The 17,846-nt window shown below is 62.7% G+C and carries 19 protein-coding genes; 14 read left to right on the top strand and 5 right to left on the bottom strand.

The features are described 5' to 3' along the window. Positions 1-40: 40 nt before the first annotated feature. Both B5527_RS34595 and B5527_RS34590 read right to left on the bottom strand, forming a co-directional pair. Entirely contained in the window at positions 41-418 is a 378-nt protein-coding gene (locus B5527_RS34595; RefSeq protein WP_079607730.1) for a response regulator, read from the bottom strand. Positions 419-458: 40 nt separating this feature from the next. After that, on the bottom strand, positions 459-1,340 hold the full coding sequence (locus B5527_RS34590) for an MJ0042-type zinc finger domain-containing protein (RefSeq protein WP_079607729.1): 882 nt from the start codon (positions 1,338-1,340) through the stop codon (positions 459-461). 174 nt (positions 1,341-1,514) lie between these two features. Between B5527_RS34590 and ftsE the strand changes: the two genes are divergently transcribed. The 4 genes from ftsE (at position 1,515) to B5527_RS34570 (ending at position 4,742) form a co-directional block, all read left to right on the top strand. Beyond that, complete coding sequence (ftsE, locus tag B5527_RS34585; RefSeq protein ID WP_079605495.1) at positions 1,515-2,174, top strand: cell division ATP-binding protein FtsE; 660 nt, start codon at positions 1,515-1,517, stop codon at positions 2,172-2,174. After that, entirely contained in the window at positions 2,167-3,135 is a 969-nt protein-coding gene (locus B5527_RS34580) for a cell division protein FtsX (RefSeq protein ID WP_079605494.1), read from the top strand. Before ftsE ends, B5527_RS34580 begins: the two co-directional genes overlap by 8 nt. A gap of 87 nt (positions 3,136-3,222) precedes the next feature. Next, positions 3,223-3,942 carry a YdcF family protein gene (locus tag B5527_RS34575; protein WP_079605493.1) on the top strand — a complete coding sequence of 240 codons (720 nt, stop codon included), beginning with the start codon at positions 3,223-3,225 and terminating at the stop codon, positions 3,940-3,942. An 11-nt stretch (positions 3,943-3,953) separates the two neighbouring features. Further along, entirely contained in the window at positions 3,954-4,742 is a 789-nt protein-coding gene (locus tag B5527_RS34570) for a lysophospholipid acyltransferase family protein (protein ID WP_079605492.1), read from the top strand. Positions 4,743-4,744: 2 nt separating this feature from the next. Here the strand turns inward: B5527_RS34570 and B5527_RS34565 are convergent, their stop codons facing one another. After that, a complete protein-coding gene (locus tag B5527_RS34565; protein ID WP_079607728.1) occupies positions 4,745-5,326 on the bottom strand; it encodes a gamma-glutamylcyclotransferase in 582 nt (193 codons plus the stop codon). A 206-nt stretch (positions 5,327-5,532) separates the two neighbouring features. Here B5527_RS34565 and B5527_RS34560 point away from each other — a divergent pair, with 206 nt between their 5' ends. Beyond that, on the top strand, positions 5,533-6,732 hold the full coding sequence (locus B5527_RS34560; protein ID WP_079605491.1) for a DUF2125 domain-containing protein: 1,200 nt from the start codon (positions 5,533-5,535) through the stop codon (positions 6,730-6,732). A gap of 1,157 nt (positions 6,733-7,889) precedes the next feature. Here the strand turns inward: B5527_RS34560 and B5527_RS34550 are convergent. After that, positions 7,890-8,111 carry a hypothetical protein gene (locus tag B5527_RS34550; protein ID WP_079605489.1) on the bottom strand — a complete coding sequence of 74 codons (222 nt, stop codon included), beginning with the start codon at positions 8,109-8,111 and terminating at the stop codon, positions 7,890-7,892. Positions 8,112-8,796: 685 nt separating this feature from the next. On the opposite strand from B5527_RS34550, the gene B5527_RS44815 reads away from it, so the two are divergent. The 8 genes from B5527_RS44815 to B5527_RS34515 all read left to right on the top strand — a co-directional run bounded on the left by B5527_RS44815 (position 8,797) and on the right by B5527_RS34515 (position 15,985). Further along, entirely contained in the window at positions 8,797-8,997 is a 201-nt protein-coding gene (locus tag B5527_RS44815) for a hypothetical protein (RefSeq protein ID WP_154072685.1), read from the top strand. A gap of 27 nt (positions 8,998-9,024) precedes the next feature. Continuing rightward, entirely contained in the window at positions 9,025-9,423 is a 399-nt protein-coding gene (locus tag B5527_RS34545; protein ID WP_079605488.1) for a GlcG/HbpS family heme-binding protein, read from the top strand. A 105-nt stretch (positions 9,424-9,528) separates the two neighbouring features. Further along, the gene (locus B5527_RS34540; protein ID WP_154072937.1) at positions 9,529-11,355 is read left to right on the top strand and encodes a methanol/ethanol family PQQ-dependent dehydrogenase; all 1,827 of its coding nucleotides are present in this window, start codon (positions 9,529-9,531) and stop codon (positions 11,353-11,355) included. Continuing rightward, positions 11,330-11,851 (top strand): c-type cytochrome, encoded by a 522-nt coding sequence (locus B5527_RS34535; protein ID WP_079605486.1) that lies wholly within the window; start codon positions 11,330-11,332, stop codon positions 11,849-11,851. Before B5527_RS34540 ends, B5527_RS34535 begins: the two co-directional genes overlap by 26 nt. Beyond that, complete coding sequence (locus B5527_RS34530) at positions 11,848-12,669, top strand: substrate-binding domain-containing protein (protein ID WP_245332369.1); 822 nt, start codon at positions 11,848-11,850, stop codon at positions 12,667-12,669. Before B5527_RS34535 ends, B5527_RS34530 begins: the two co-directional genes overlap by 4 nt. A gap of 41 nt (positions 12,670-12,710) precedes the next feature. Further along, entirely contained in the window at positions 12,711-13,901 is a 1,191-nt protein-coding gene (gene fdhA, locus B5527_RS34525) for a formaldehyde dehydrogenase, glutathione-independent (protein ID WP_079605485.1), read from the top strand. A gap of 96 nt (positions 13,902-13,997) precedes the next feature. Further along, complete coding sequence (locus tag B5527_RS34520) at positions 13,998-14,363, top strand: c-type cytochrome (RefSeq protein ID WP_079605484.1); 366 nt, start codon at positions 13,998-14,000, stop codon at positions 14,361-14,363. 257 nt (positions 14,364-14,620) lie between these two features. Next, positions 14,621-15,985, top strand: coding sequence for a glycosyl hydrolase (locus tag B5527_RS34515; protein WP_154072684.1), 1,365 nt, complete (start codon positions 14,621-14,623; stop codon positions 15,983-15,985). A 69-nt stretch (positions 15,986-16,054) separates the two neighbouring features. On the opposite strand, the gene B5527_RS34510 is transcribed toward B5527_RS34515, so the two are convergent. Further along, the gene (locus B5527_RS34510; protein ID WP_079605482.1) at positions 16,055-16,954 is read right to left on the bottom strand and encodes a LysR family transcriptional regulator; all 900 of its coding nucleotides are present in this window, start codon (positions 16,952-16,954) and stop codon (positions 16,055-16,057) included. A gap of 123 nt (positions 16,955-17,077) precedes the next feature. Here B5527_RS34510 and B5527_RS34505 point away from each other — a divergent pair, with 123 nt between their 5' ends. After that, a complete protein-coding gene (locus B5527_RS34505) occupies positions 17,078-17,812 on the top strand; it encodes an SDR family NAD(P)-dependent oxidoreductase (RefSeq protein ID WP_154072683.1) in 735 nt (244 codons plus the stop codon). Positions 17,813-17,846: the final 34 nt, after the last annotated feature.

Genomic DNA, 17,846 nt, shown 5'->3' with positions numbered 1-17,846 from the left:
AGCCCGGCAATGACGAATCGAGCGGCAAGTTGTCTCTCGACTAACCCGTCTTCCTCGACGCCAGCGCATCCGCCACCGCGGTGCGGATATCGGCCACCGAAAACGGTTTGGTGACGACATCGTGGACGATGGCGTCGAGGCCCGAGGCGCGCTCGCGTTGGGCGGCAAAGCCCGTCATCAGTAAAATGGTCAGGTCGGGAAAATCGCGCGCCGCCGCCAGCGCCAGCGCGATCCCGTCCATCACCGGCATCTGGATATCGGTGAGCAGCAGATCGAACGCGCCGTTTTCGCGGCTCAGGATCTCCAGCGCCTCGGCGCCGTCTTCGGCGGTGACGGTGGCGTGACCGTCCATGGCGATGGCGCGTGCCACCAGCGTGCGCATGGAGTCTTCATCGTCGGCGATCAGCACGCGCGGCATCGAGCCCCCATCCGTGACGAGCCGGACCCAGCGGTCCTGCTCATGCACTTCCGCCGGCGATGTCCCGCTTGCTGAAGAAGCGTACATCGATATTGCGCCCTTCCGGGGGCGGCGATGCCAGCCGCGACTTGAACCAGGCTTTTTCGCCCGGCTTCAGCACGGACTGCTCCAGCACCGCGTTCCAGGCATAGATTTCCGTACCCTGCGCATCGCGGACGCTGAAACGCAGCCGCGGCAACTCGACCGGTTTATTGGATTGGCCCGTGATCACGCCCTCGATCACCAGCACCGGTTTGCCTTCGACGGTCTCCGAGGTGATCTTGACGTCCTTGAACATCAGCCCGCGCAGATTAACCTCCAGACCGATCATTCGGTAGAACGTGGCGGTCTGCGGCAGCAGCCGCACGACGTCGGTGCGCCAGATGATTAGCGCCAGCACCAGCGCGCCCATGGCGGCGCAGACCGTGGGGAGGCTGACGAATGATTTGCCCGGCGCGCGAACAAACGCCGGCGGTCTCGGCAACTTCCGGAACCAAGACAGGCGTCGCGCAGGCGCGGCTTCCGCGTCCGGCCCGTCATGACGGGCTGCCGACGCCCAGTCGGCTTCAGCAGCCTGCGGCGAACCTTCGTCCTCAGCCGGCCATTCGCTTGATATCGAGGGGCTGTCGACGACCGGGGTTTGCTGGTCCTGGGCGTCGTCTTCGCGCGCGAGCGCGTCCCATTCCGCCGCGGCGTCGGTATTTCCGGCCTGGTCGTCGGCTGCCGCCATCGCCGGTATCGGCGCTGCCACCTCGGTCGCATCCTCCGGCCGCGCCAGCCAGACTTCCTTGCAACGGGAACAGCGCACGGTACGGCCGGCGACGCCCAAAGTCGCAAGATCAATGGCGTAGGACGTTGTACAATGCGGGCAAATGATGTGCATGGAGCCGATCTCCACTATGACTTTGCCGGGATGCTACAAGGCGACCGTTAACGAATCGGAAACCATAACCGAAGCACAACCGTTTTGTTCGGTTCGCAGCCCCTGCGAGCCCGTGAGCTTGCGGGCCTTCGGTTTCAGGTTTCCGGTCGCGCGCCACATCGAACGGAGCTGAGCTTGGTTCGGTTCGAAAATGTCGGATTGCGTTACGGGCTCGGCCCGGAGATTCTGCGCGACCTCAATTTCCTGATACCCGCGCACTCGTTCCAGTTCCTCACCGGCCCGTCCGGCGCCGGCAAGACCTCGCTGCTGCGGCTGTTGTTTCTGTCGCTGCGGCCGACCCGCGGCCTCGTCAATCTGTTCGGCCAGGACATCTCGCTGCTCGGCAAGGATGAGGTCGCCGATCTGCGCAAGCGGATCGGCATCGTGCTGCAGGACTTTCGACTGCTCGATCACATGACCACCTACGAAAACGTGGCGCTGCCGTTCCGGGTGATAGGCCGTGAGGAATCGAGCTACCGCAAGGAGGTCATCGATCTCCTGAAATGGGTCGGTCTCGGCGAGCGGATGGATGCGCTGCCGCCGGTCCTGTCCGGCGGCGAGAAGCAGCGCGCGGCGATCGCACGCGCCGTGATTTCGCGGCCGCAACTGTTGCTGGCGGACGAGCCGACCGGCAACGTCGATCCGACGCTGGGACGGCGGTTGTTGCGGCTATTCATCGAACTGAACAAATCCGGCACCGCGGTCATCATCGCGACCCACGACATCACCCTGATGGATCAGTACGAGGCGCGGCGGCTGGTGCTGCACCAGGGACGGTTGCATATCTATGAGTAGGATCGAGGAACACGGCCCGCTGGTGGATCTCGGGCACGAGCGCCCGCAGGTACCGGCGCGCGCGCGCAATCTGTCGCCGATCGTGCCGCGCGCATCGATCGCCGGCCGCGCGCTGGTCGCCGTGGTCGCCATCATGACCTTCCTGGCGTCGATCACGACAGGCGCGGTGCTGCTGGTGAGCGCGTCGGCGGCGGAGTGGCAGTCGGAGGTGGCGAGCGAAATCACCATTCAGGTGCGCCCGGTGGCCGGGCGCGATCTCGACCGCGATGCCGCGGCGGTCGCCGACGCGATGCGCGCGCAGTCCGGTATCGTCGAGATCAGGCCTTTCACCAAGGAGGAGTCCGCCAAGCTGCTGGAGCCGTGGCTCGGCAGCGGACTTTCCCTTGACGACCTGCCGGTGCCGCGCGTCATCGTGGCGCGGGTCCAGCCGGGAACCCCGCTCGATCTGGCGGCGCTGCGCCGCCGTGTCATCCAGGCGTCGCCGTCGGCCAGCGTCGACGATCACCGCGCCTGGATCGAGCGGATGCGGTCGATGACCGGCGCCACCGTCCTGGCCGGCATCGGTATCCTCGCACTGGTGATCATCGCCACCATCATTTCGGTCTCGTTCGCAACCCGCGGCGCGATGGCGGCCAACCGGCCGATCGTCGAAGTTCTGCACTTCGTCGGAGCCGGCGACCGCTATATCGCCAACCGGTTTTTCCGGCACTTTCTGCGGCTCGGGCTGCAGGGCGGCGTGATCGGCGGCGGGGTTGCGATGCTATTGTTCGGGTTCTCGGAATCGATCGCCGGCTGGTTTTCGGGAACCGCGGTCGGAGACCAGTTCGCGGCCCTGCTGGGAACGTTTTCGCTGCGCCCGTCGGGCTATCTGGCGCTGGCGGCGCAGGCCCTGGTGATCGCGGCGATCACCGCCTGGGCGTCGCGGCGGACGCTGTTTGCCACGCTGGACGACATCGATTGACGCGGACCGTCACGAATACCGCGCCGGCCGGACTCCACTTCGTCTGAAAAGCTTCTAGAGTTGTGAGGGGAGGATCGCCAAGATCGCATGAGCCTGCAGCCCGACGATAAACCGCCTGACGCGCCGGTCGCCGCGCCACGGGGTTTTTTGCGCGCAATGATCGTAGCGGTGCTGGCGGTCGTGTTCGTCGCGGTCTCGATCGGCTTTGTCGGATTCATCTCGCAGCTGCGCGGCGCGGAAACCAGGCCCGCCCACACTGCCGACGGCATCGTGGTATTGACCGGCGGTTCGTCGCGCGTTTCCGACGCGATGGAATTGCTGGCCGACGGCTACGGCAAACGGCTGTTGATCTCGGGGGTCCATCCGACCAACGCGGCAAGCGATATTTCCCGTTCGCTGCCGGACAATCAGTCGCTGCTGGGCTGCTGCGTCGATCTCGACCGCTCGGCCGTCAATACCCGCAGCAATGCGGCGGAGACACGGCGCTGGGCACACGAGCGCGGCTTCAAGTCGCTGATCGTGGTGACATCGAATTACCACATGCCGCGGGCCATCGTCGAATTGTCGCACGCGATGCCCGATATTGCGCTCATTCCATTCGCTGTCGTCGGCGACAAATGGCGCGACGAACCGTGGTGGACCAGTGGCGCGACGGTACGGCTGTTGCTGTCGGAATATGTCAAATACGTCGCCGCCGAGGTGCGGGTGCGGCTGGCCGATCTCGGTCTCGATCTGATGCCGGATCTCGCGGAGCAGCCGGCCGGATCGCTGCCGCCGCACAAGCCGGCGACCGCCTTAGCCAACTGATCGGGTTTTCGATGGTTTTGATTTTCTTGCGTTCGCTGGTCTACAACGTGCTGTTTTACGCGCTGCTGGTGTTCTGGATTCTGGTTGCCATTCCCACCTTTCTGATGCCGCCGCGGGTTTTCATGGTCGTCGCCAAGGCCTGGGCGCGCAGCAGCATCTGGCTGCTGCGCGTGATCTGCAACACCAAGGTGGATTATCGCGGGCTCGAGAAAATCCCGAGGGGCCCGCTGATCGCCGCATCGAAACATCAGTCGATGTGGGAAACATTCGCGCTGCTGCAGTTCTTCGATGCGCCGCTGTTCATCTACAAGCGCGAACTGGCCTGGATCCCGTTCTTCGGCTGGTATCTGATGAAGTCGAAGATGATCGGCGTCGATCGCGACGGTGGCATACGATCCCTGATGGAGATGGCGCGGCGTGCGCCAAAGGAAATTCGCAGCGGCCGGCAGCTGATCATTTTTCCCGAGGGCACCCGGACCCCTGTCGGCGCGCCGCCGAACTACATGACCGGCGTGGGACAGATCTACGCCAGCAGCGGCGTGCCCTGCATTCCTGTCGCGCTGAATTCCGGGCTGTTCTGGCCGCGCCGGACCTTCATGCGCTATCCCGGCACGCTGGTGGTCGAATTCCTCGATCCGCTGCCGCCAGGCCTCACCCGCAAGGATTTCATCGCGCGGATCACGGTCGCGATCGAGGAAGCCACCAACCGGCTGGTCGAGGCCGGACGCCGGGAGCAGGCGCAATTGTTCGGCCGCGTGCCCGGTTCGGCGAATCGACCCTCCCCCTCCAGGGGAGGGTGAAATCACCGATGATGCAGCGGCGTGTCGTCGCGCAGCATCGAGGCGAGCCGGTGCAATGGCGCATCGCGAAAGCCTTCCGCCTCGATCGCTTTCACCGTGGACAGAACGTATTCGCGGTTCGCGCCTGATTGCCCGTGTCCCTGCTGCACGTGACGCAACTGCTCTGGCAATGACAGCCGGCCGGCATATTGCACGTGACCGCGATCGACCACGTAGGCCAGCGCGCTGACGCGCTGCCGCGGCTCGTTCTCCAGCCACACCGACCGCATCACCTCGCGATAGACCGAGGTGACCTGCTCGCGCGCGCGCAGGTAAGCCACCGTTGAGGCACGGTGTTTCGCCGCGACCCGAAACGCGATGCCGCGGCAGGCGCCGCCGCGGTCGAGGCCGAGCACGAGGCCAGGCTTTTCCGGCGTTCCCCGGTGCACGAAGGAATAGACGCAGAGCGCGCGATGCTCGCCGATTAGCCGCGCCGGGACCTGCTCGATGAATTCGAAGCCCGGCCGCCACATCAGCGAGCCATAGCCGAACACCCACAGGTCGTCTTTGGACGATTCCGCTTCGGACAGGATTTTGGCTGGCATCGCCTGCACGTGCCCGAGCTTCGGTTCTGATTGCATCAGTACCGAAGCTCCGGATTGTTGTTTTGACGCGTTTTCTTCACACCAACCGGGATCCATTGCGCTTGCCAGCGCTTTAGCAGAATTTCATAAGGTCTGAAAATGCGTTAACCTCATTGTGGCCCCGCGCATCGCTTTATTGACAAAATCCTCGGTCAAAGGCTCGCCATATGTCCGATATTACCATTGCGCCGCGCCGGCGCCCGCTTTGGCGCCTTTTCATCATGCCCGTCCTGGTCCTTGTCGCCGCCGTGGCGTGGAGCGGGTTCTGGTTCTATGCCGCCTCCCAGGTCGATGCCAAAGCCGATGCCTGGCGCGCCCAGGAGGCGAAATCCGGACGGGTCTATGATTGCGCCAACCGCTCGGTCGGCGGCTACCCGTTCCGCCTCGAAGTCCGCTGCGACGGCGCCAGCGTGTCGCTGCAGTCGCAGACCGCGGAGCAGGCCGCGACCCAGGCACCCCCGATCACGGCAAAGCTTGGCGAAATCCTTGTCGTGGCGCAGGTCTACGATCCGAGCTTGCTGATCGCGGAATTTACCGCACCGGCGACGATCTCCGATCGCGGCCAGCAGCCGTCGGTGGTGGTGAACTGGAGCAAGGCCCGCAGCAGCGTGGTGGGACTGCCGGCGGTCCCGCAGCGGGCCTCCATCGTGTTCGACGACGCCGAGGTCGACCGCTTCAATGGTTCGTTGCAGGCGCCGCTGGCGCGCGCCAAACATATCGAGCTGCATGGCCGCCTGGCCGAGGGTTCGCCGCTTGATCATCCCGTGATCGAAACCGTGCTGAGGATCGAAGGCGGCAGCCTGCAGGAGGTGCACCCGCTGCTGGCGCAGCCGTTCGACGCCGACGTGCGGACCATGCTCACGGGCCTGAAGGATTTCACGCCGAAGCCGTGGCCGCAGCGGTTTCGCGAACTCCAGGCCGCCGGTGGCCATGTCGAGATCGTGCAGTCGCGGATTCAACAGGGCGATCTGATCGCGGTGGCCGCCGGCACCCTCGGCCTCAGCGCCAACGGCCGCCTCGACGGCGAATTGCAGATGACGGTTGCCGGGATCGAGAAGGTGATTCCGGCGCTCGGCATTGAAAAAATGCTGGACGAGGGCGTGCCGCAGGCAACGCTCGATCGCGTCGCGCCCGGCGTCAAGACCCAAGACGTCAACAACCTGTTCGGCGCGCTGGACCGGGCGATCCCCGGTCTCGGCAAGGCGGTCAAGCAGAACGCCAATGTCGCCGCCGCCGCCGGCATCAACGCACTCGGTAAGGAAGCGGTGCTCGAAGGCAAAAAGGCGCGGGCTTTTCCGCTGCGCTTTGTCGACGGCACGGTATTTCTCGGGCCGATCAAGGTCGGGCAGATTCCGGCGTTGTATTAAGGGCGTGACGGGCACCAGAGAAAACAAGAGTGAAGCCGCCGCTCAATTCCAGCGGAAATCTTCGGGAACATCGGCTGAATCACAGAATGTACATTCGTTTCGCTGCATTAAGGGCGCCGGTACAGCCGGCCCGGTCACCTTGGGCGTCAAGCCGCTTGGCGCGTGCCATGGTCGCAGCAAATTGCGATTTCAGACGCTGCCTTTCGCGCTTCACGGACGTGACCGTTGGCTGGTGGTTAAGTTGCGCCGATACCGACTGAGGCGCCGTTAGTCCCGCCATTGGATCGCCTGCCGATTGGCGAATGGCAGTTTCGAATTGCGCGATGTCAGCGGTGCAGGGACCGGCGTGAGCAAATGTCGAACCAAGGCCAAGAACGGCACAAACGATCAGCCCCGCCGTAACCTGAGTTTTGGACATTCGAAGGCAGCCCTCCGTCCGTTCAACCCGGCGCCAGTTTAAACCACAACTTGCCCGGCCGCTACGGTCGGCCTGGGTCCATTTTGGCGCCGAATGTCTCTTCAAGGCACCTTTTGGACATGCCCGGTGGACTGACGACGTCTGCTCCTGAGGGTAGAACCGGACTTGCCGAGGAAGCAGGGTTACTCCTTTTTAGCCCGAAGTTATTCTTGATGCACCGATGTGGCTTGGGCCGACAACAGGCTGTCAGCTTCGGCGGGTTTCTGTTTTGGAACAAAAACAATCATGGCGGGTTATGTCGGGTTCGCTCAAACCAGGGAGGACGACCATGAAGCTTACGACAATAGCATTGGCCTCTGTGTTGGCGCTCTCAAGCACGTTTGCACTTGCATACACAAGTCATCATAGGACGTACCACCACGGCTACCACCACGGCTACCACGGTACGGTCGGCATGGGTTCCGGCCGGACGTATAGGGGGTCGACGAGCTCCGGTCGGTATGGTGCAGGCAACCCGAATGACAGAGGCGGCTTGGTTGGCGGCAGCGACTCCGGTACCTACAGGCCCTAAGGGCTAGCGTCGCATTTCTGCGGGGCATCTTTATGCGCTCTTCGCCCTGCTGGACTGCGCGCAGTTTTAAGCCGGCGCTCTACCAAGGACGACCATTCTGAGAAGGACGACCATCTAGTTGAGCAGCTAGAGACCGGCGCGCGCGCGAAAGCCGGCCGCAACTTCGCCTTAGCGCGCAACCGGTGCAATGGGGCGCAGGCTGCCGGCCCGACTCGGGCAGTCAACAAGGAGGAAATGAGCCATGAGCATGCCCAGCAGCATCTGGCTCGGTCCGTTGACATCGGTCGCCGCCGTGACGGTGGCGAGCACACCGACCTTCAACGCCCGGAGAACCCGGTGCCGCTGTTGGATATGAAAAACCCGCCACACGTCCGGCGGACGAATGTTCATAGGCGCCACCGCGTTGTCGTGGTGGCATCAAGTAGCCGGCGAGCGCTAAGAACCGCTCGCCGTTTTTGCTTTTTATCAAATGCGGGACGTCCGCTTCTGGCACGTTTAGGACATGCCGGCCGGCTCTGAGGATTTCCGTTCACGAGGGCAAACCGGAAGTCATCGTCGGACCGGCAAACCGACGCGAATGACCCTGAGGCGACCTTTCGCTGTACTGCGGTCCAAGGCGAAATTATCTGCTGCACAAACCTTTGAGTAGGTTGTCCAACATGCCTTGGCGTCCTGTTAATCCGCGCGCGCAACAAGCCGATGTTCGCAACGCGGACAGTTCGAAACCTCTTTTATCGATACTTCATGGATCCCGGCGTTGCCGGCGGCCTTGGTCGGCGGAGCATCGTGTAGCCTCAGTTCTGCCCGTCGACGTCCACAAGGATGGGACGAGGAAGGGAACCACCGCAAACTTCCGTATCGTTCTCTGATCCCTTTCTATAGTGGGCTCATACCTATGTATGACGAGATGAATCCTGATCGTTACCGGATTTTACCAACGTATCATTGAGCTCAATCTCAAACATTTTAAACTTGTTGCCGATCCGGAAGTGCCAATTGCAGGTGGCCGAATGTCTACGATCCCTGGCCAGAAGATTGAGCACAACCGCGATATCCCCAACTGCCGGAAGCAGGTATGTGCCCCGCCGGCCAACCACCCCGACGACGACGAAATCTACTGAAGAACTCTACTAACGACCGCCTGCCGATCCTGACGATCGTCAATGCCAAAGCGATCAATCCTGAGGATGCTCAGACGGGCTACGCCCAATTCCACAAGGGCATCGCCGCCAAACTCGTCCCGGACCCGTACGGGTTGTTGGCGAAGGCGGCCTGACTGCCGTCGATCAGGAGTTCAATCGTCATGATGACCATGGAAAAGGCCCAAAGGATCATTGAAGCGGGGATCGCGAAGGCGAAGGAAATCCGACAGCCGATGAATATCGCGGTCGTCGATGTCGGTGCCAACCTTACGGCTTTCATGCGCATGGACGGGGCGTGGCTTGGCAGCATCGACATCGCCATCAACAAGGCCTTCACCGCGAGGGCCTTCGATATCTCGACGCTGGAGCTTGGCCAAAACAGCCAGCCGGGCGGGCAGTTCTTCGGCATCCACGTATCGAACCACGACCGGGTGATGATCTTCGCGGGTGGCATCCCGATCAAGATGAACGGCCAGGTCGTGGGCGCTGTCGGCGTCAGCGGCGGCAGCGGCAAGCAGGACCAGGCGGTGGCCGAGGCAGCGGCCGCAGCCTGGTCCTAGTGTCACGGGCGGGCGAGCATCTCCGGGGGAAACTGGCAAACCGGACGCAGGCGGAGTTTTCGAATGATGACACTCCCGATATCGCAATCCATTCGTCGACACCAAATGGAGCATCTGACGGACTCTGTTTGGCCATCCAGATGGCTTCGGCTGCTCCTCACAGGCGCGTCGCTCCTGCTTTACCCGGCATTGGCCGCGGCACAGATGCCAACCGCGCCAGCCTCCGCGGCGCCGTCCGATGACGGTCAATGGATAATGCCGGGGAAAAACTATGCAGCCACGCGATATTCCGCATTGGATGAAATCAATGGCGCGAATGTGCGCAATCTCCAGGTCGCTTTTGCTTTCTCAACCGGCGTCGACCACGGGCAGGAAGCGGCGCCGATCGTGGCGAACAACACCATGTTCATTGTAACGCCATATCCGAACATTGTCTTTGCGCTCGATCTCAGCAAGCCCGGCGCGCCGATCAAATGGTCCTATCAGCCGCACCCGGCCGCGGCGTCGCAGGGTGTGGCGTGCTGTGACGTCGTCAACCGTGGCGCAACCTATTCGGATGGTAAGCTGTTCTTCAACACCCTCGACGACAACACGATCGCGCTCGACGCAGAGACCGGCAAGGTGCTCTGGAAGACCAAACTGGGCGACATCAACACCGGCGAAACGATCACCATGGCGCCGCTGGTGGTGAAGGGAAAGGTGCTGGTCGGCGACTCCGGTGGCGAGCTCGGCGTGCGCGGCTGGTTGGCGGCGCTCGATGTCACCACCGGCAAGATTCTGTGGCGGGCCTACGCCACGGGGCCGGACAAGGACGTGCTGATCGGCCCCGGATTCCGCTCGTTCTACCCTTCGGACAACGGCACGGACCTCGGCGTCAAGACCTGGCCGACCGACGCCTGGAACACTGGGGGAGGAACGATGTGGGGATGGATCGCTTACGATCCCGAGCTGAACTTGATCTATTACGGTACCGGCAATCCTGGCCCCTGGAATCAGGAGCAGCGTCCTGGCGACAACAAATGGACCACGACGCTGTTCGCGCGCAATCCCGATACCGGGGCCGCCAAATGGGCGTTGCAGTATAACCCGCATGACGAGCACGATTACGACGGGATCAACGAGCAGATCCTGGTCGACATGACGGTGGACGGCAACCCGCGCAAGGTGCTGCTGCATCCCGACCGCAACGGTCATCTCTACGTGGTGGACCGCGAGACCGGCGAGATCGTCTCGGCCAAGCCCTACGGCAACGTCAATTCCGTTCTCCGCATCGATCTCAAGACCGGGCGGCCCGTCATGAACCCGGACAAGCTCACGAAGGTCGGCACTGTCGTACACGATATCTGCCCGACGGCGTCCGGCCTCAAGGACTGGAATCCGTCGGCCTTTTCGCCGTCGACCGGTCTTATGTACATCCCTCATGAGAACATGTGCATGGATTGGAAGAGCACACCCGTCAGCTTCATCTCCGGCACGCCGTTCGTCGGTGCGGAGGTTATCACCAAGGCTGGTCCCGGTGGCAATCGCGGCGAGTTCACCGCCTGGGATCCGGTAGAGGGCAAGGCGGTCTGGACCATCAAGGAGGATCTGCCGCTGTGGAGCGGCACGATGGCCACGGCCGGCGGACTGGTTTTCTACGGGACCATGGATGGCTGGTTCAAAGCCGTCGACGCCAAGACGGGCGAACTGAAATGGCAGTTCAAGACGGGCTCCGGGATCATCGGCCAGCCCGTAGCCTATCGTGGTCCGGACGGGCACGAATACGTCGCCATCCTGTCGGGAGTCGGCGGCTGGGCAGGCGCCATCGTGTCCGGCGATCTTGATCCGCGGGATCCCACCGGTGCGCTTGGCATGAACGGCGTCATGGCGGATCTCAAGACGAAAACCGCACCCGGAGGGACACTCTATGTCTTCGCTCTCCCAAAATCCTGAGCGATGCACGGCTGCGACACAACTCCTGCCGATCGCTCTTCTCACATTGCTTGCCCTCTCCGCCAATAACGCATCGGCGCAAGACACTGTCCCGGCTGCACAACACGGACCCAACGAGGTTTCCGTCTCTGGCCTTTTCCCCAACGGCGGCACTCCGCCCCCGCAGGATCCGATCGGAGCGCGGTTCGACGGAAACCAGTTCGCCATCGCGGCCGGGAAGGAGCTATTCGGCCAAATGAACTGCACGGGCTGCCATTTCAACGGCGGCGGCGGCATGGGGCCGGCACTGATGTCCGGCCATTGGCGCTACGGCGGACGGATAGACCAGATCTATGCGTCCATCGCGCAAGGCCGTCCGAACGGCATGCCGTCCTGGCAGGACAGCTTGCAACCTCAGCAGATCTGGGAACTGGCGGCATACGTGAAGTCGCTGGCGGCGTCCGCTGCCTCTTCGGCGTCGCAAGCTGCGGCGCCCGGCACGAGCGTCAAGCCGTGAACTGGCGCCGGCGTTTCTGCTTGGTCGTATCGGCGGTGCCGATGATGATCGGCGCCGCTGCCGCGGATGCCGCCGTGCTTCGCGTCTGCGCCGATCCCAACAATCTCCCGTTCTCGGACCGGGCCGGCCGGGGTTTCGAGAACGAGATCGTACAGCTGATCGCGCGGGATCTCGGTTCCACCGTGGACTATACGTGGTGGGCGCAACAGCGCGGCTACGTTAGTCACACGCTGAAGGCGGACATCTGCGACATCTGGTCCGGCGTCGTGAGTGGCGCAGAGATGATGACCAGCACCCGGTCATACTACCGCTCGAGCTATGTCTTCGTCACACGCGCCGATCGCGGGCTGCGCATCGCCTCGTTCGACGATCCGCAGCTTCGCACGCTGATCGTCGGTGTGCAGATGGTGGGCGCGGACGCGATGAACACGCCTCCGGCGCATGCCCTTGCCCGCCGCGGCATCGTGCAGAACGTCCGCGGCTACATGCTGTATGGCGATTACCGTCAGCCGCACCCGGCGTCGGCGATCATCGATGCGGTGGAAAACGGCGATGTCGACGTGGCCGTCGTTTGGGGCCCGATGGCCGGTTACTTCGCCGCACAGAGTTCGACGCCGTTGACGATCGAGCCGGTGCAGCCCTGGCGCGACGGCAGGGAATTGCCGATGGCGTTCTATATTTCGATGGGGGTCCGCCGCGGCGACAATGCGCTGCTGCAGCGCCTCAATGACTCACTTGAAAGAAACCACGCGGCCATCTCGGCGATTCTGGCCGAGTATCACGTGCCGGTTCTGCCGGACGCCTTCGCGCCGCGCTGAAACGGCTCAATTCTTCTGACCATCTGCAAGAGAGGTTTGTCATGAGCAAAAATCGCGGCGTCGTCTATACCAAGCCGGGAGAGGTCCAGGTCCAGGACATCGCCGATCCGAAGTTCGAGGACCCGCGAGGCCGCAAGATCGAGCATGGCGTGATCCTGAAGGTCGTTTCGACCAATATCTGCGGATCCGATCAGCACATGGTCCGCGGCCGCACAACTGCCCCGGCAGGCATGGTGCTCGGACACGAGATCACGGGCGAGGTGATAGAGAAGGGCTCGGATGTGGAAATGGTCGCGTTGGGCGATCTCGTCTCGGTGCCGTTCAACGTCGCCTGTGGACGATGCCGCGCCTGCCGGGAGACGAATACCGGCGTGTGCCTGACGGTCAATCCCGGTCGCGCCGGCGGCGCCTATGGCTATGTGGACATGGGCGGCTGGATCGGCGGGCAGGCCCGCTACGTGATGGTCCCCTACGCCGATTTCAACCTGATCAAGTTCCCGGACAAGAACCAGGCCATGTCCAAGATCATGGACCTGACCATGCTGACGGACATTCTGCCGACCGGCTTCCACGGCGCGTTGACGGCAGGCGTCAAGCCGGGTTCGACGGTCTACGTCGCTGGCGCCGGTCCGGTGGGCCTCGCGGCGGCCGCTTCCGCCCAGCTCCTGGGCGCGGCTGTGATCATGATCGGCGACATGAACGAGGCGCGGCTAAGCCACGCCAGAAAGGTCGGTTTCGTCCCGATAGATCTCACCAAACACGATCGCCTTGGCGAGCAGGTGGCCGCGATCGTCGGCGAACCCACGGTAGATTCGGTCGTCGACGCGGTGGGTTTCGAAGCCAAGGGCCGTGGAGGCGGCGATCAGCCCGCGATCGTGCTGAACCAGGCGATGGAGATCATCCGGCCGGCTGGCGCCATCGGCATACCGGGATTGTACGTCACCGAAGATCCCGGCGCGCACGACGAGGCCGCCAGGACCGGCAACCTCAGTCTTCGCCTCGGCCTTGGCTGGTCCAAGTCGAACTCCTTCCATACCGGCCAGACGCCCGTCCTGCGCTACAATCGGCAGCTCATGATGGCGCTGCTGAACGACCGCCTGCCGATCGCGAAAATCGTCAATGCCAAAGCGATCAGCCTGGAGGATGCGCCGCAGGGCTACGCCGAATTCGACAAGGGCATCGCCGCCAAATTCGTGCTCGATCCGCACGGCTTGTTGCCGAAGGCGGCCTGACTGTCCTCAATCAGGAGTTCGAATGTGATGATGACAATTGAAAAGGCTCAAAGAATCATTGAAGGGGCAGTCGAGGGAAACCGGAGGAGCTGTCGCATGAGGCGCAGCGTGATTGCCGGCCTGCTGCTCGCCGGATCCGGCTCCGCCGCCCTTGCCGCCGATCCCGCCGCGGGCGAGAAGATTTTCAAGACGCAATGCGCTATCTGCCACACCGTGGTGGCGGGTCAGAACCGCATCGGCCCGACCCTGTTCGGCGTGGTCGGCCGCAAGGCCGGCAGCGTTCCAGACTTCCATTACACCGCCGACCACAAGAAGCTCGACCTCACCTGGGACGCCGCCAACCTCGACAAATACCTCGCCAATCCCCGCGCGATGGTGCCGGATACATCGATGGTCTACGCCGGCCTGAAGGACGACGCCCAGCGCGCCGACCTGGTCGCGTATCTCGGAACGCTGCACTGACAGGCGCCCCGGCGGTGGATTGCCGCGATCGATCGGAAGTCGAAAAGGCGCGTCGAGGCAAATCCCGAGATCGGTGGCCAGGTCGGCCGCCTGATCGACAATCATATGAATAACGCTGCTGGCGTTGGCGCACAGCGCATGGAGGTATCGGCCTGCGCGAGCGCGCCGGCGAGCATCAAACTGGCACTGCTATGTGACTGGATGCGCTGCAGGCGAGTATATGATAAGCGTAGGACTATATGAAATCTCGCCGGTCGATGACCGCCTCGATTCGCTCCGTGGTAAGCGCCTGCTTTGCGCTGGCTCTGGTGCTGCCCATATGGCCTCGTCATTCGCTTGCAGCACCCAGGGTGGCCGTTGCGACGAACGATTTTCTCAACAGCATTGGCGTCGTTACCACATTCCCCGATCGAGGCCAGCCGTTGGCTAGAACGATCGAGATGCTCCGCTATTGCCGCTTTCGATGGGTGAGGGCAGGAATAGAAGGGCTAAGTGACGACGGCCCCACAACCATCCAGACCTTTCTTGATCTACATCGCGAAACCGGCGTGCGGTTTGGCTGGGGATTGGTCAGTGGTGGGAGCGATGTGAAAAAGCTGCTGGAAACAGGCAAGGTGCTCGCTGAAGCCGGCGCGCTACTCGCGTTCGAGGGCAACAACGAGCCGAACAACTGGGGCGTCACCTATCAGGGTGAGAAAGGCGGCGGTAGGGAGCCTTCGTGGATGGCCGTTGCAAAGCTTCAGCGCGACCTGTACCAGGCCGTCAAGCGGGACCCGGTGCTGGCCAAATATCCCGTCTGGTCGATCTCTGAACCGGGCGCGCAGCGGGATAACGCAGGCCTTCAGTTTCTTACGATCCCGCCCGGCGCCCAAACCCTGATGCCCGACGGTACGAAGTACGCCGACTACGCCAACGTGCACAACTATATCTATCATCCGCATTCGCCGTATCTGGCGGACAACAAGACGTGGCACGCTGCCGATCCAACCGCAGCATCCAAAGTGGACGGCCTGTTTGGCAACTTCGGCGTCACGTGGGCGAGACGGTTTCGGGGCTACACCCAAGAGCAGCTCGATACGCTGCCGCGTGTCACGACAGAGAGCGGTGCCAATATCGAAGGACCGGTCACGGAAGAGATACACGGCTTAAACCTGATGAACTTCTACCTCGCGCAGTTCAAGCGCGGCTACGCCTACACATCGGTTTATCTGTTGCGGGACCGTACCGACGAAGATGGCAACCAATCATTCGGTTTCTTCCGGGCCGACTATTCGCCCCGTAAGGCCGCGATCTACCTTCACAATTTCACAACCATTCTGGCGGACGACGGTACCCTCGCCAAACCCGGCCACCTCGATTTCGCGATCGTGAACCAACCCGAAACCGTTCATGAGCTGCTGTTACAGCGCAGCGAGACCACGTTCCAGCTGATCGTATGGGGTGAACGCTTGAGGGGACAAGACCGCGTGACGGTCCAACTTGGCGTCACGCCCGCGTCGGTGAGGATCTACGATCCAACAATTGGAATTGAGCCTGTCCGAACACCGACCAACGTCAGTTCGTTCGAGCTTGCTCTAAGCGACCATCCAATTGTCATCGCGATTTCATCCGGCAGGCAATGAGGACGGCAGCGGCATCATCCGCGCCGCCAACGTTTGAAGACAAGACAGCTTCGGCTTCCTGTAGACGCCTCAGCCGCCTTCATTTTTGTGCATGAGCTGAGCCGCAAAATAATCGGAAAAGGTTCGTACCTTGAGAGACGGGCGACGACCGCCCGGGTAGACAGCGTGCAGCTCGACCCCGTCAAGTTGATAATCGGAAAGGATCGCGACGACCTCGCCTGCCTCGAGTTCGGCCTGGCACATCCATCGCGAGGCGACGGCTATTCCGAGCCCTGCTTTGGCGCAGGCAATAACGCCGTCGGCTGAGGTGACCTTGATCGACCCTTCCACGGTTACGGATGCTGCTTTCCCCGAGCGCGTGAAACTCCAGCCGGTCCGCCCGGAGAGACCCGGGCCGAGAATGCAGTCGTGCCTGGCGAGATCGGCCGGCGTTTGCGGCGTTCCCTTGCGCGCAATGTATCCAGGCGAGGCAACGACGAGGCGCGGAGCCTTACCCAGTAACCGTGCGCCGAATCCGGAATCGGGCAGAGGGCCTAACCGCAAGGCCATATCAGCCCCTTCGGCGATCAGGTCCTCGGTCCGGTCGGACATCAAGAGCTCGATGCCTAGTTTCGGATGCTGCGCCGCGAAGCCAGGCAGGCGGGGGATCACTTCGCGGGTTCCGAATGCCCCCGACAACGCCACCCGCAATGTGCCGCGCAGGCCGTCCACGCCGCGCGCTGCATTTTCGGCGTCGTCGAGATCGCCGAGGATTTGCCGCGCCCGTTCGAGAAAAACCCGGCCGGCGTCGGTCGGCGTGACGTGCCGTGTGGTGCGCAACAGAAGCTTCACGCCCAGCCGCGCCTCGAGGTCTGCCACCATCCGCGATATCGAAGGCTGCGACACCCCCAGTTCGCGCGCGACGCGAGAGAAGCTGCCGGTCTCGCCGGCGCGGACGAAGGCGGTCAATTCCCGGAGCCGGTCACTCATACACATGGCGTATAAGTCAGATACGCAGCGCTCGTCTACTGCGCGCACCCGTTCGAGGTCATCTTTTTTTCCGCAGCCGGACATTAGGCCGGCGGCCGAAGAGAACGAGACAAGGAGGCGCCAATGACGACGACAGCCCTTATCACCGGAGCGACGAGCGGTATCGGCCGGGCGGCAGCCGACAAACTGGCGCAGTCGGGCGTACATGTCATGGTCGTGGGCCGCAATGTGGAACGCGGTGAAAGGACGATTGCCGAAATACGTGCGGCGGGCGGGAAGGCCGATTTCATCTCGTCCGACCTTCGCGATGCTGCGAGCGCCCGGGCGGTCGCGAAAAAGGCCGTCGAGTTGGGAAACGGCCATGTCGACGTGCTGATCAATAATGCCGGCGTGTTTCCATTCGGCCCGACGCATGAAATGAGCGAGGAGACGTTCGACGACGTCTATGCGCTCAATGTGAAGGCTCCCTATTTCCTCGTCGCCGAGCTTGCCCCGTTGATGGCGCAGCGAGGCAAAGGAGCAATCGTCAACATTTCAACGATGGTCGCCGATTACGGCGCAGAGGGCTTCAGCCTCTATGGATCGAGCAAAGCCGCCATCAAACTACTGACTAAAGCGTGGGCGGCCGAATATGGACCCAAGGGCGTTCGTGTAAATGCAGTGAGTCCCGGACCGACCCGCACCGAAGGCACGGCGGTAATGGGCGATGCCCTGCAACAGCTCGCGGCGCAAGCGCCGGCCGGGCGCCCGGCCACGCCTGAGGAGATTGCCGAGGCGATCGTGTTCCTGGCGACCGACCGCGCCAGTTTCGTCCATGGTGCGATTCTGCCGGTCGATGGCGGCAGAACCGCCGTATAGATTTCGTTGAAATGGCGCGAGTGAAGCGCATGCG

The organism is Bradyrhizobium erythrophlei, from assembly GCF_900129425.1.
GTDB classification, from domain to species: domain Bacteria; phylum Pseudomonadota; class Alphaproteobacteria; order Rhizobiales; family Xanthobacteraceae; genus Bradyrhizobium; species Bradyrhizobium erythrophlei_C.
Note: the sequence above shows the minus strand (reverse complement) of the source record. Positions and strands in the feature narration are given on the sequence as shown.

Excerpts from the sequence above, each read along its gene's own strand:
- B5527_RS34570 (WP_079605492.1), top strand. The coding sequence starts at position 3,954 with ATGGTTTTGATTTTCTTGCGTTCGCTGGTCTACAACGTGCTGTTTTAC.
- B5527_RS34505 (WP_154072683.1), top strand. The coding sequence starts at position 17,078 with ATGACGACGACAGCCCTTATCACCGGAGCGACGAGCGGTATCGGCCGG.
- B5527_RS34515 (WP_154072684.1), top strand. The coding sequence starts at position 14,621 with ATGACCGCCTCGATTCGCTCCGTGGTAAGCGCCTGCTTTGCGCTGGCT.
- B5527_RS34520 (WP_079605484.1), top strand. The coding sequence starts at position 13,998 with ATGAGGCGCAGCGTGATTGCCGGCCTGCTGCTCGCCGGATCCGGCTCC.
- B5527_RS34550 (WP_079605489.1), bottom strand. The coding sequence starts at position 8,111 with ATGAACATTCGTCCGCCGGACGTGTGGCGGGTTTTTCATATCCAACAG.
- fdhA (WP_079605485.1), top strand. The coding sequence starts at position 12,711 with ATGAGCAAAAATCGCGGCGTCGTCTATACCAAGCCGGGAGAGGTCCAG.
- B5527_RS34545 (WP_079605488.1), top strand. The coding sequence starts at position 9,025 with ATGATGACCATGGAAAAGGCCCAAAGGATCATTGAAGCGGGGATCGCG.
- B5527_RS34595 (WP_079607730.1), bottom strand. The coding sequence starts at position 418 with ATGCCGCGCGTGCTGATCGCCGACGATGAAGACTCCATGCGCACGCTG.
- B5527_RS34580 (WP_079605494.1), top strand. The coding sequence starts at position 2,167 with ATGAGTAGGATCGAGGAACACGGCCCGCTGGTGGATCTCGGGCACGAG.
- B5527_RS34575 (WP_079605493.1), top strand. The coding sequence starts at position 3,223 with ATGAGCCTGCAGCCCGACGATAAACCGCCTGACGCGCCGGTCGCCGCG.
- B5527_RS34565 (WP_079607728.1), bottom strand. The coding sequence starts at position 5,326 with ATGCCAGCCAAAATCCTGTCCGAAGCGGAATCGTCCAAAGACGACCTG.
- B5527_RS34510 (WP_079605482.1), bottom strand. The coding sequence starts at position 16,954 with ATGAGTGACCGGCTCCGGGAATTGACCGCCTTCGTCCGCGCCGGCGAG.
- B5527_RS34560 (WP_079605491.1), top strand. The coding sequence starts at position 5,533 with ATGTCCGATATTACCATTGCGCCGCGCCGGCGCCCGCTTTGGCGCCTT.
- B5527_RS34590 (WP_079607729.1), bottom strand. The coding sequence starts at position 1,340 with ATGCACATCATTTGCCCGCATTGTACAACGTCCTACGCCATTGATCTT.
- B5527_RS34540 (WP_154072937.1), top strand. The coding sequence starts at position 9,529 with ATGGAGCATCTGACGGACTCTGTTTGGCCATCCAGATGGCTTCGGCTG.
- B5527_RS44815 (WP_154072685.1), top strand. The coding sequence starts at position 8,797 with ATGTGCCCCGCCGGCCAACCACCCCGACGACGACGAAATCTACTGAAG.
- B5527_RS34535 (WP_079605486.1), top strand. The coding sequence starts at position 11,330 with ATGTCTTCGCTCTCCCAAAATCCTGAGCGATGCACGGCTGCGACACAA.